The sequence below is a fragment of the Brevibacillus sp. RS1.1 genome, from assembly GCF_013284365.1.
In the GTDB taxonomy this organism is placed as follows: Bacteria; Bacillota; Bacilli; order Brevibacillales; family Brevibacillaceae; genus Brevibacillus; species Brevibacillus brevis_D.
In genome coordinates, this window is record NZ_JABSVA010000011.1 from 129,120 (window position 1) to 142,048 (window position 12,929).

General features: G+C 47.7%; 11 protein-coding genes and 1 other annotated feature. Of the genes, 1 reads left to right on the plus strand and 10 read right to left on the minus strand.

The features are described 5' to 3' along the window. Positions 1–31 precede the first annotated feature (31 nt). The 10 genes from HP570_RS25330 to guaB form a co-directional block, all read right to left on the minus strand. Complete coding sequence (locus tag HP570_RS25330; RefSeq protein WP_173627545.1) at positions 32–841, minus strand: alkaline phosphatase family protein; 810 nt, start codon at positions 839–841, stop codon at positions 32–34. Beyond that, positions 831–1,928, minus strand: a complete 1,098-nt coding sequence (locus HP570_RS25335; protein WP_012683803.1) for an ABC transporter substrate-binding protein — start codon at positions 1,926–1,928, stop codon at positions 831–833. The genes HP570_RS25330 and HP570_RS25335 overlap by 11 nt, the downstream gene beginning before the upstream one ends. 191 nt (positions 1,929–2,119) lie before the next feature. Beyond that, positions 2,120–3,409, minus strand: a complete 1,290-nt coding sequence (gene aceA, locus HP570_RS25340; RefSeq protein WP_064202286.1) for an isocitrate lyase — start codon at positions 3,407–3,409, stop codon at positions 2,120–2,122. A gap of 26 nt (positions 3,410–3,435) precedes the next feature. Beyond that, positions 3,436–5,043: a malate synthase A gene (aceB, locus tag HP570_RS25345; protein ID WP_012683801.1), complete on the minus strand. Its 1,608-nt coding sequence runs from the start codon at positions 5,041–5,043 to the stop codon at positions 3,436–3,438. A 60-nt stretch (positions 5,044–5,103) separates the two neighbouring features. Next, positions 5,104–5,271, minus strand: coding sequence for a hypothetical protein (locus HP570_RS29720; RefSeq protein WP_231850539.1), 168 nt, complete (start codon positions 5,269–5,271; stop codon positions 5,104–5,106). A gap of 192 nt (positions 5,272–5,463) precedes the next feature. Next, entirely contained in the window at positions 5,464–6,744 is a 1,281-nt protein-coding gene (serS, locus tag HP570_RS25355) for a serine--tRNA ligase (RefSeq protein WP_012683800.1), read from the minus strand. Positions 6,745–6,797: 53 nt separating this feature from the next. Continuing rightward, positions 6,798–7,023 (minus strand) — a binding site (T-box leader). Between the two features lie 128 nt (positions 7,024–7,151). Then, positions 7,152–7,727 carry a pyridoxal 5'-phosphate synthase glutaminase subunit PdxT gene (gene pdxT, locus HP570_RS25360; protein ID WP_012683799.1) on the minus strand — a complete coding sequence of 192 codons (576 nt, stop codon included), beginning with the start codon at positions 7,725–7,727 and terminating at the stop codon, positions 7,152–7,154. A gap of 10 nt (positions 7,728–7,737) precedes the next feature. Continuing rightward, positions 7,738–8,622, minus strand: a complete 885-nt coding sequence (gene pdxS, locus HP570_RS25365) for a pyridoxal 5'-phosphate synthase lyase subunit PdxS (RefSeq protein ID WP_064202291.1) — start codon at positions 8,620–8,622, stop codon at positions 7,738–7,740. Between the two features lie 106 nt (positions 8,623–8,728). Further along, on the minus strand, positions 8,729–10,045 hold the full coding sequence (locus HP570_RS25370) for a D-alanyl-D-alanine carboxypeptidase family protein (RefSeq protein ID WP_173627546.1): 1,317 nt from the start codon (positions 10,043–10,045) through the stop codon (positions 8,729–8,731). 186 nt (positions 10,046–10,231) lie between these two features. Further along, complete coding sequence (gene guaB, locus HP570_RS25375) at positions 10,232–11,692, minus strand: IMP dehydrogenase (protein WP_012683796.1); 1,461 nt, start codon at positions 11,690–11,692, stop codon at positions 10,232–10,234. A gap of 166 nt (positions 11,693–11,858) precedes the next feature. On the opposite strand from guaB, the gene HP570_RS25380 reads away from it, so the two are divergent. Then, positions 11,859–12,872 (plus strand): YaaC family protein, encoded by a 1,014-nt coding sequence (locus HP570_RS25380; RefSeq protein WP_173627547.1) that lies wholly within the window; start codon positions 11,859–11,861, stop codon positions 12,870–12,872. The last annotated feature ends 57 nt before the right edge of the window (positions 12,873–12,929 follow it).

Genomic DNA, 12,929 nt, shown 5'->3' on the forward strand with positions numbered 1-12,929 from the left:
CGCCCCCTTAGGGAGACGTCTTGCTCAGCCCTCATACGTTCAATGGCTGCATCTCTTTCGAGGGGGAGATGCCGAGCAAATGGCAGGCAAGCGGAGCCACCTGCAATTGCGGAATTGCCTCCTCGCGAATACCCGGAGATATCAGGTTGCTGATGACAAACAAGGGAACGTCCCGGTCAGCGCTAGAATTGCCACCATGATTTCCATCGGCTGTCATCCCGTGATCGGCTGTCACGATGATTTGATAACCCGCATCGATCCACGCAGGAAGCACATTTGCCAGTATCGAATCTGCCGCCAGAACGCGATTTCGATATTGCGCGGAATCGGCCGTATGCTTATGGCCATCATCGTCGATATTCATGGAGTGGACGTAAAGAAAATCTGGATTGTATCCATTCAACAAAAAGTTGGCATCAGCAAACAAGTGTGTATCCGGATAGTGATCTTCCCAGTAGAACATCCCGTTTTGTATCGGCTTGTCGGAGTTCAATTGGATTCGGTCGTGAAACGGACTGAATGGAGCCTTGTTATATAGCTCGCTTACCCAGCAATAAGCGGCAGCAGCGTTGGACATCCCGTTTTTTTGCGTCAGGTGAAAGAGACTCTCCTGATGCGAAAGCCGAACCGTCTGATTGCTAGAAATACCGTTCTTCCACACAGGAGTTCCCGTTAAAAGAACCTCGTACAAGGGACGAGACAGACTGGGTAATTCCGATCTCACCTGAAACCGGGCCGCAATGCCGTATTCGACCAGGTGATGCAGATACCCCATGTGCGAGACGGCTGTGTCAAATCTCAATCCATCGAGCACAATCATGGCGAGCTTGCTAGCGCACATGGATTAACACCTTCTCTTGCCATAACTGCGGCAACTTTTTAGCCGTCTCTTCCCAAGCAGTCAAATCGCCCACCGGACGTGCGTTTTTATACATATCATCGGGGAGCAGCATGGCTTTAGCGGATTCATCCAGCTTGGCGTTAGCGCGAATCGGTCGTGCATAGCCGCGAGCCAAATTAGACTGTCCAGCGTCGGAGAGAATATATTCACGAGCCAGCATGGCAGCGTGTGGGTGCTTGGCGTACTTGTTGATTACTGTAGCGTACCCGCTGCTGACTGATGCTTCCTCCGGGATGAGGACATCAAAGCGGTTTTTGTCGATTTTGTCCCGATACCCGAGCGCATTGAAGTCCCACAAGATTGCGACTTCGACCTCACCCTTTTCTAGATTGGCAAGGCTCGGATCGCTCGTACTGAGCCGTTTGTTTTTGGCCAATTCAGCGAAAAAGTCAATGCCGGGCTGAATATTTTTCTCATCTCCCCCATTAGCATAGGCGGCGGCCAAAACGGCAAACTGCGCCTGATTCGCTTTCATGACATCGCCGATCGCGACCTTGTAGCTTCCGTTTTTCAAATCCGCCCAGGACTTGGGGGGATTTTGCACCTTTGTCTTGTCAGTGATAAAAGCCAGCGTTCCGGTATAGCCTAGCAACCAATGTCCTTCATCATCTTTTGCCCAGTCGGGAATGTCGTTCCAGTAAGAGGTTTTGTAAGGCAGCGTCAGCCCTTTTTGCTTGGCTAACGGTCCAAAAGCGATACCTACATCACCGATATCTGCAGTAGCGTCTTCTTTTTCTGCTTCAAACTTAGCCAATTCTTCTGCGCTCGACATATCTGTGTCGGTATGCTTCAAGCCGTATTCTTTTCCGAGATTGCTCCAGGTCTCCCCCCAGTTTGCCCACGTGTCTGGCATACCCACGGAGTTGACTTCTCCCTCCTGCTTCGCTTTTTCCACGATTTGATCCAGGGTCAATTGCGACGTATCCAGAGAAGTGCCTGATTTCGTCTCGGTGGCACATCCCGCAAGCAGAAAAACAGATGTCATGACAACAACGGTTCGTTTCCAGCTTAACTGGTTCCCTCTCATCTTTAAGGCCCCTTTTCGTTTTTATTTGTGTTTGGTCTTTTGGCTTTTTCTAACCCAATCGTACACAATCAAAATGAAACTGATATAAATGCGTTGTTAAAAAGCTATTAAGACTCTATGAAAAATAGAAGTGAACGCAAAAAGTGGCCCTCTGAATACCAGAGAACCACCTAGGCCTTCGTTTTTCCTCTTTAATTGTGAGCAAATTGCTCCTCTTCCGTTGACCCGCTGAGGGCAGTCGTAGAGGAATTGCCGCCAGAGATGACCTGCGCAATCTCATCGAAATACCCGGTACCCACTTCACGCTGATGACGAGTGGCCGTATAGCCATGGACTTCGCTATCGAACTCAGACTGCTGCAATTCAGAGTAAGCAGCCATTCCGCGGTCACGATAGCCGCGCGCCAGTTCAAACATGCTGTAATTCAGAGAGTGGAAGCCAGCGAGCGTGACAAATTGGAACTTGTAGCCCATCTCGCCGATCTCTTCCTGGAAGCGAGCGATGGTCTGTTCATCCAGCTTCTTTTTCCAGTTAAAGGAAGGTGAGCAATTGTATGCTAACAGTTTTCCCGGATATTTGGCATGAATCGCCTCTGCAAAACGGCGTGCTTCCTCCAGATTCGGCTCAGAAGTCTCGCACCAGATCAAATCTGCATAGGGTGCGTACGCAAGGCCACGCGCAATTGCTGCATCCAATCCGCCGCGTAGACGGAAGAATCCTTCTGCTGTTCGTTCACCCGTCAGGAATGGTTTATCCTGCTCATCGATGTCGCTAGTGATTAGGAAAGCGCCATTGGCATCGGTACGCGCCACGATAATCGTCGGGACTCCCATCACATCTGCTGCAAATCGGGCGGAAATCAGATTACGTACGGCTGCTTGCGTCGGAATCAATACCTTTCCGCCCATATGGCCGCATTTTTTCTCGGAAGCCAGCTGGTCTTCAAAATGCACGCCTGCTGCGCCCGCTTCAATCATACCCTTCATCAATTCGAAGACGTTGAGTGGGCCACCAAAACCCGCTTCTGCGTCTGCTACGATTGGAGCAAACCAATGCGTGTCGGTACCTCCCTCTGATTGATCGATCTGATCCGCCCGTTGCAATGCCTGATTAATTCTTTTTACGACTTGTGGAACACTGTTTGCCGGGTAGAGGCTTTGATCAGGATACATCTGACCAGACAGATTGGCATCGGCCGCTACCTGCCAGCCACTCAAATAAATCGCTTTTAATCCTGCCTTTACCTGCTGAATCGCTTGATTCCCGGTCAAAGCCCCCAACGCTTTAATATGATGCTCGGTGTGCAACAGTTCCCACAGACGCTCTGCTCCCAGACGAGCTAGCGTATGCTCGATTTGTACGGAACCGCGCAGACGAACGACATCTTCTGCCGTATACGGGCGTGTAATCCCTTGAAACCGCTCCCCCTGCCAGCTTTGCTCCACCTGTTGAATCGCGTCTTGCTTGTTTACTTTCGTCATTTTCATTTCCCCCACTCTTTTTATTTTTACAAATAGCGATAACCCGGTACCGTTAGGAAGTCTTCAAAATCTTCTGTCGTTACTAATTGCAAGAACAGATCACCTGCAATCGTATACTTGCTGTTGTCGTACCTCTCTTGGCCAATTGCTTGCTTGATCGCTTGCAGCTCCTCACTCAGCCACTGCTTCACCAAGCCTTCCGTCACCTTTCTACCATCCTGCAAGACTCCGTGACGATGGCGCATCCATTGCCAGACCTGTGCCCGCGAAATTTCTGCTGTAGCCGCATCCTCCATCAGATTGTTGATCGGCACAGCCCCAGAGCCTCGCAACCAAGCCTCGATGTACTGCAAGCCTACACTTATGTTCGTACGGACACCCGCTTCTGTAATCGTGCCCTCTGGGACTGCCAGCAGGTGACTAGCAGATACGTCTACGTCTTCACGTTTGTACCAAATTTGGTTCGGCTCTCTCATCAGGCGATCGAACACTTCCATAGCTACTGGCACTAGCCCCGGGTGAGCAACCCAAGTCCCATCATGTCCATCGTACGCTTCCCGCTCTTTGTCAGCGCGCACTTTGGCAATGGCTTCTGCGTTTTGTACCGGGTCATTTTTCACCGGAATTTGTGCAGCCATTCCCCCAATGCAAGGCGCCATCCGTTTATGGCAAGTCTTCACGGCCAGCGTGGTGTATGCTTTCATGAACGGAACCGTCATAGTTACTTGCGCACGATCCGGCGTAATGACATCAGGCTGATTCCGCAGCTTTTTGATATAGCTGAAAATGTAATCCCAACGTCCGCAATTCAGTCCTGCACTATGCTCGCGCAGCTCATACAGAATCTCATCCATCTCAAAGGCTGCGAGAATCGTTTCGATCAATACTGTCGCGCGAATAGTACCGCGTGGAATATTTAATTCATCCTGCGCGAAAAGGAAGACGTCGTTCCAGAGTCGAGCCTCCAAGTGGCTCTCCAGTTTCGGTAAGTAGAAATACGGTGCTGTCTGATTCGCGATAAGAGCATCTACGTTGTGGTAAAAGTAAAGTCCGAAATCAAGCAGGCTGCCGGAGATCGGTTTTTGATCGAGGAGGATGTGCTTTTCTTCAAGATGCCAGCCACGAGGACGCACGATCAAAACCGCTGTCTTTTCATTGAGGGTGTATGATTTGCCCTCCGGACTGATGTAAGAGATATTGCGGCGTACCGCATCCTTCATGTTGATTTGGCCTTGGATGGTGTTCTCCCAGGTCGGTGAGTTCGCGTCCTCAAAGTCAGCCATGAAAAGCCGAGCACCCGAGTTCAGTGCATTGATGACCATTTTTCGGTCACCCGAAGGTCCTGTAATCTCCACCCGTCTGTCCTGCAAATCTTTGGGCAATGGAGCAACAGTCCAATCTCCTTTACGAATGTCCGCTGTCTCCTGTAGAAAATCCGGCAGTTGGCCTGCATCGATTTGCAATTGACGCTCCACGCGTTTCGCCAACAATTGTTGTCGTCTGTCGCCAAACCTTTGCTCCAGCTTCATCACGAATTGAATCGCTTCTGGTGTCAGGATTTCTTGATAACCAGGGTGCATCTCACCGGAAATCTGCACCTCCAGCGGATATGGATTCGTTGGTACGGTAGTCAAAACAGCCCCTCCTCCCTCAATTCAAAGTTATTATGGTACAGATTGATAAAATTATTTTTATTATATAACAGTAGTGACAAAAAAAATGTCCTTACTCCTGATACCCGCTGCCACTACAATGACTGCAGCATACATGCCCGTCTCCCATGCACTTGTGGCAAGCCGCTCCGTTGGCATCACGACCAACGCCTCCACATCTTGGGCAATTTTGTTCTCCGTTTCCTTCACACCGATAGCAGTCCATTCTCCATTCCTCCATTTCTGTATTAAAACAATATTCTTAAAATTTGTTTTTATTATATAACAGAGATTAGTACAGTGCAACACGTTTTTTAAAAAAATTCGCCTGTATTAGTACACAATATAAAACAGCCCTTGACCCGTTATGGATCAAGAGCTGCTTTTTAAATTTCTCGGTTATTACTTCGGTGCGATCTTGTCTACTCCGCCCATGTATGGACGAAGAACTTCTGGAATCACGATTGCTCCGTCTGCCTCTTGGTAGTTCTCCAAGATTGCTGCTACTGTACGTCCAATCGCCAAACCAGAACCATTCAATGTATGCACAAATTCTGGCTTCGATTTCGTATCGCGACGGAAACGGATATTGGCACGGCGCGCTTGGAAATCTTCAAAGTTCGAGCAAGACGAAATCTCACGGTATGTGTCGCCACTCGGAATCCAAACCTCGATGTCGAATTTCTTCGCAGCCGTAAAACCAAGATCGCCTGTGCACATGCTAAGAACACGGTATGGTAGTCCAAGCAGTTGAAGTACCTTTTCAGCGTTTTTCACCAGCTTGTCGAGTTCGTCATAAGACTCTTCTGGTTTCACGAATTTCACCAACTCAACTTTGTTGAATTGATGCTGACGAATCAACCCACGCGTATCACGACCGGCAGAACCCGCTTCCGAGCGGAAACATGCGCTGAAAGCAGTGTAGTAGCGAGGGAGATCCGCTCCATCCATGATTTCATCACGATGCATATTGGTGACTGGCACCTCTGCCGTTGGAATCAGGAAGTAATCTGGTCCCTCGATTTTGAATGCATCCTCTTCAAACTTAGGCAATTGACCCGTTCCCGTCATGCTCGTACGGTTGACGATAAACGGTGGGATCACTTCTTCATAGCCATGCTCGTTCGAGTGCAAATCCATCATGAAGTTCATCAGTGCGCGCTCCAGACGTGCACCCAAGCCTTTATAGAAAACAAAACGGCTTCCTGTTACTTTTGCCGCGGTTTCAAAATCGAGGATGCCTGCTTGACTAGCCAGCTCCCAGTGAGGCTTAATCTCGAAGTCAAACGCACGTGGCTCTCCCCATGTCCAGGCAATCACGTTATCGTCTTCTGTCGTACCGATCGGCGTGCTTTCATGCGGAAGGTTCGGGAGGCTCAGCAAAATGAACTCCAGCTGTTCATCCAGTTGGCGCAGCTCTTCATCCAAAGCCTTGATGCGCTCATTTACTTCTTTCATTTCCGCGATCAGATGGTCTGCATTTTCCTTATTGCGTTTCATAACCGCTACTTGTTCGGATACCGTATTACGCTTATTTTTCAACGCTTCTGCTTCTTGGATGACTTCGCGACGCTTTTCATCTACTTCTACGAATTGATCCAACGCAGAAATATCTTCATTACGGTGAGCCAAACGGCGTTTTACTTCTTCTAGATCCTGGCGTAATACTTTTACGTCCAACATGTGTAAATCCCTCCGAATCGTATTGAAAAAAAACAAAAAACACCCGTCCCCTGGTAAGGGACGAGTGTTGTATACCCGCGTTGCCACCCTCGTTGACACATGCAGTAATCCTTCATGCATATGTCCACTCTTCCGTCATAACGGGACGGTTCCGGACAAAGTTGTTGTTCCTTTGCCACTCCGAGATGGATTCCCTCACATAACCGGATCGGTTCGCACCTACCACCGACTCTCTAGGCCTGGCTCTTGTGAAGTACTTGTTCTCATCATCGCATTCTCATTCATGAATACTATTATTGTTAACTGTACTACAGGTTCTATACGTATGTAAAGACCACCCCACCTCGATCTTTACAGAAAAAAGAAGATCGGCGCCTTTTTAAGGGCCCGATCTTCCGGTATGACAACTAGCTTCTGTATTCCTTAACCATGTCGAGAAAGTATTTGTGCAGTCTTGTATCTTCGGTCAATTCTGGGTGAAAGGCTGCTGCCAAATAGTGACCGCTTCGGGCGACAACAATCTTATCTTCGTGCTTAGCCAAGACTTGACCGTTCTCTCCCACTTCCATGATATACGGTGCCCGGATGAACACTGCCGGGTAATCTGCCCCCACATCGGCAACAGGCATCAAGACTTCAAAGCTCTCCTTTTGGCGACCAAAAGCATTCCGCTCCACTTTGATATCCATCAAGCCTAAATGGTAATCGTCTTGTCCTTGAATCCGTTTCGCCAGAAGAATCGCTCCTGCGCAAGTTCCGAAGATCGGCTTATTCGCCTTACCGAACTCTTGAACCGCCTCCATGAATCCGTACTTGTGCATCAGCTTGCTAATCGTGGTGCTTTCTCCGCCAGGAATGACCAGTCCATCAAGGTCATCCAGTTCTTCTACTCTTTTGACCGGGACAGCTGTGGCACCAACCTCTTCTAGCATTCGCAGATGTTCTGCTACAGCTCCTTGTAGAGCGAGTACGCCGATTTTCATGCTACTCACCTTACCAGCCGCGCTCTTGCATGCGATCAGCTTCACGAATTTTGGAGATTTCGATTCCTGGCATTGCCGTCCCCAAGCCTTTGGATACGCGAGCAATCAGTTCGTAATCTGTGTAGTGGGTGGTCGCTTCCACAATCGCGCGAGCAAACTTCTCTGGATTCTCTGATTTAAAGATACCAGAGCCAACAAACACGCCATCGGAACCGAGTTGCATCATCAGGGCAGCATCTGCTGGTGTTGCTACTCCACCTGCTGCGAAGTTTACAACTGGCAGCTTACCTGTTTTGTGTACCTCTTCAAGCAGTTCGTATGGGGCACCCAGGTTTTTGGCTTCCGCCATCAGTTCATCGTAGGACATGGCTTGCACTTTGCGGATTTGGGACATCATCGTGCGCATGTGACGAACAGCCTCTACAATGTTTCCGGTACCTGGCTCACCTTTTGTACGGATCATGGATGCACCTTCCCCAATACGGCGGAGGGCTTCACCCAGATCACGGGCGCCACATACAAACGGTACAGTGAACTCTTTTTTATTGATATGGTACAAGTCATCTGCCGGAGTGAGCACTTCACTCTCATCAAGATAATCTACACCCAGAGATTCGAGAACACGCGCTTCAACAAAATGACCGATACGAGCTTTTGCCATAACAGGGATCGAAACAGCATTCAGTACTTCCTCTACAATGCCAAGGTCAGCCATACGCGCAACTCCACCAGCTGCACGAATGTCAGACGGTACACGCTCTAAAGCCATTACAGCAACAGCACCCGCTGCTTCTGCAATTTTCGCTTGTTCAGCATTCACGACGTCCATAATGACGCCGCCTTTTTGCATTTCAGCCATACCTCTTTTAACGCGGGACGTTCCTACTTGTACCATTACAAATACCCCCTACATCATGAGTCAGAACCGAAACTGTTATGCGGTGTTATGGTTCCTGTTACCGTCATTGTAAACGATAGATGTAGGGGAAAACAATAGTTATTTAATTTCCGGTTCCACTGCTAAACAAATTGCTGAAAAACTCTATAATGCTGCGGAAGAACAGACGAATCCAGCTCGCTTCCTCTACTGCCTGTCCTGCTACGATATCCACGCCTGCTTTTGCTGCGTCTTCAGGCTGCAAGTAATCCGATTCCTTCATACCTTCTTCTTTCAAAACGATCTTACCGACAACTTGTCCTTGCTGAATCGGTGCGGTTAGCTCCTGGAAGGTAACCGTTGGCGTGTATTTTGCTTCCGTACCGGTTTTGGTGATCATATTTACTTCACTGCCTGTAACGACTGGTACAGTTACCTCTACACCGTTTTTCACAGGAGCTGTTTCAAATCCTTTGACTGGTACATTCTTGTCCATTTGTTTTGTGAGTTTGAAATTGCCAAAACCGTAGTCAAACAGTTTTCTCGTCTCAGCAAAACGCTTTGACTCGGTGCTTGCTTTCATCACGACGCTAATCAAACGCATGTTGTCGCGAACAGCCGTACCTGTAAAACAATAACCTGCTGCATCTGTGTGCCCCGTTTTTAATCCGTCTACACCTGGGTAGTAACTGATCAGACTAGGCAGCATCCAGTTATAGTTTTTCTTAGTCCACTCATTTGGTGTACCTGTACGGAAGGTGAAGATTGGTTTTTTGGAGGTCTCCAACGCATCCGGGAAATCGTGAATCAGAGCACGGGCAAGGATCGCTGAATCACGAGCAGACATCAGGTTTTCTTTTTGATCGGTCTGAACAGAGTATGGACCTAACTCATCGGCTGGCAAACCAGTAGAAGTGACGAACGAAGTATTTTTCATACCAAGCTCTGCTGCCTTCTTGTTCATCAGTTCAACAAAGGCTGCCTCACTGCCTGCGATATGCTCAGCCAAAAGTACAGTAGCGTCATTGGCCGATACAATTGCCATCGCTTCGTACAATTGTTTAACCGTAAAGGATTCGCCTAAATTCAAATACACACCAGACGAATCAGAAATTTTAGCGATATAAAACGCATATTCACTTACAGGGACGACATCATCCCATTTCATTTTCTTTTGCTTGATGGCATCATGAACCAGATATTCGCTCATCATTTTACTCATACTCGCAGGCGGAAGTGCTACATCAGGATCTTTACTATAGAGAACCTTTCCCGTCGATGCCTCAACAAGAATGGCAGACTTCGCTTCCAGTTGTAAATTCGCTTGAGATGCTACAGGGGCAGCTTCTACCTTTGAAACCATTCCTCCCATTGCTGTAGCAAAAACAGCGACAGAAAGGAACAGGCCTGTCAATCGCTTTGTCCATGTCTTTCGCTTCATGTAATCTCTCACTCTCCTATTTCTGTCGATTTTTTTTTCATGAAACAAGCACACAATTGTAAGTGTACCATAGGTTGCAGGGTGGCTTGAAGCGAGATTCCTCCTATTTCCACATGTTAGTAGCTAGTAAAAATCCCCTCTCTTAATAAAAGAAAGGGGACGTAGGTCTTCCGTATCATTTTTCGCTTAGGAAATTGAGTAGTTAGGTGATTCTTTTGTAATTTGTACATCGTGTGGGTGGCTCTCACGCAAGCCAGCGCCGGTAATGCGAACGAACTGGGAGTTTTGAATCAAATCTTCGATGGTCTTCGCTCCGCAGTATCCCATACCTGCACGCAGTCCACCAATCAACTGATACGTGACATCCGCCAACGGGCCTTTGTAAGGAACACGGCCTTCGATCCCTTCCGGAACGAGCTTTTGTGCGTTCTCTTGGAAGTAACGGTCCTTACTGCCTGCTTTCATCGCGCCAATCGATCCCATTCCGCGATATACCTTGAAACGACGCCCTTGGAAAATCTCGAATTCGCCCGGGCTTTCTTCTGTACCAGCGAACAGGCTTCCGATCATGATCACTGAAGCACCTGCACCAATTGCTTTTGGCAAATCACCGGAGTATTTAATGCCGCCGTCGGCAATAATTGGAATATTGTACTCTCGCGCTACCTGTGCACAATCGTGGATCGCTGTAATTTGCGGAACCCCGATACCCGCTACAACACGAGTTGTACAAATGGAACCAGGACCGATACCAACCTTCACTACAGATGCGCCAGCTTCGATCAGATCACGAGTGGCTTCTCCAGTTGCAACGTTTCCTGCGACGATGGTGAGCGTTGGGTATTCTTTGCGAACTGCTTTTACCGTTTCAATTACGCCTTTGGAATGCCCATGAGCCGTATCGATGACTAAAACGTCCACGCCAGCTTGTACAAGTGCTGCTGCACGCTCAAACGTGTCTGCAGATACCCCAACAGCAGCACCACACAGCAAGCGGCCTTGGTTATCTTTTGCTGCATTTGGGTATTGGATTGCTTTTTCAATATCTTTAATCGTAATGAGTCCACGCAGGGTGTTATTCTCATCCACCAATGGGAGCTTTTCAATCTTATGTTGTTGCAGAATCAATTCTGCCTGTTGCAGTGTAGTACCAACAGGAGCCGTCACCAGATTTTCTTTGGTCATAACCTCTTTGATCTTGATGGAGAAGTCATGCACAAAGCGCAGATCGCGGTTGGTGAGAATTCCAATCAGTTTTTGATTCGCATCTACAATCGGAACACCGGAGATACGATATTTACCCATGAGAGCATTCGCTTCTTCAACGGTATGTTCTTGGGTCAAAGAGAATGGATTGGTAATAACGCCACTTTCAGAGCGTTTTACACGATCTACTTCGCTTGCTTGTTGCTCGATGGTCATGTTTTTATGGACAATCCCGATACCACCTTGGCGAGCCATGGCGATTGCAAGTCCAGACTCCGTTACGGTGTCCATCCCAGCACTGATCAGAGGAATATTCAGCTTCACATTCTCACTCAATTGTACTCGCAAATCAACATCCCTTGGCAAAACTTCAGATTTTCCTGGAATGAGCAATACATCGTCAAACGTTAAGCCCTCTTTAACAAATTTGTCTTCCCGCACAGTTGAAAGCTCCTCTCGGCGAATAGTTTAAGACAGTTTAACAAACCGCTTAATTTACTGTCAAGAAATGAGTATAATGTTCGGTTATAGAATGCATTAGACAGATAAATCAAAAAACAATTAGGAAAACTTAACCATATTACGAAAATTGGTAAAGGTGGGTAACATGGATAACGCTTGGAAGACATTACGCTATTTTGAGACAGAACCAACTGCACGAAAATACTTGGCAGCCTGCTATCATGACATGGGTGCTGAGCACGCCGAGCGACTAGCATTTCAACAAAGCTCGCGTTTCCTGTATCTCTGGAGACAAGCCAGACATTTTTATTCCACTTCCGCTGTTGCTGACTTGTCCATCCAACCATTGCTGCTGTTTTATGGCTGCACTCACTTGTTGAAGGCGATGTTATTGACTCGTGATCCGTATTATCCCCAAAACAGTCGTGTTCTGCAACATGGTGTCACGACACGAAAGCTCAAAAGAAACGCCTATATACTTATGGAGGATGAGGTTCGTCCACAAAAAGAAGGTTTTTTTGCACAATTAGCTCACACATTCCAGCTTACGCCGTTACAAGACCGCTATTCAGTCCATGACCTATTTTCATCTATCCCCAGCGTGAGCGATAGTTACGGAATTGCTACGGATAAACCACGTAACTGGTTAACGCTAAAGATTGCGCATATAAGTCAGGGTGATTTGGTTCGCATTACCTTTCCTGAAAAAACGGACGGGCCATTATCCTATTCAACCGAGACCTTCATTCAGTACATTTGCAGGCTGGCTCCATCTGTTTGTAACTTGGAAAAGCCCTCCTGGGCAAATAACAAAAACAGAAAGGAACTGACCCTTCCTCAGTGTGCCCTGTCTGAACTGGATCAACACCCGTTATTTCGTTTACATCAGAACGTCCTGTTCTTTTGGAATGGTTCTGCCTCTTCTCTACCTCTTCCTGAATGGGCCAGTCATTACTTGCTGCTATATTTACTCAGCATGCTTTGCCGATATGAAACGGAGTGGTGGGGAGAGCTAACGATGTCTCACGGACTTGTTGAGCGATATTTGGTCGAACACTTTTTGGATAATCACATGGATACCTTTCCCTCGGTTATTCGAAAGCAATTTTACCAAAATCACCGGATGCCCCTTCCCTTTTTTCCCTCCGATCCGTATTAAGTTTCATGTCACTGCTTTATCTACACGAAAAAACCTTCCTGCCATCATTAGCAAGAA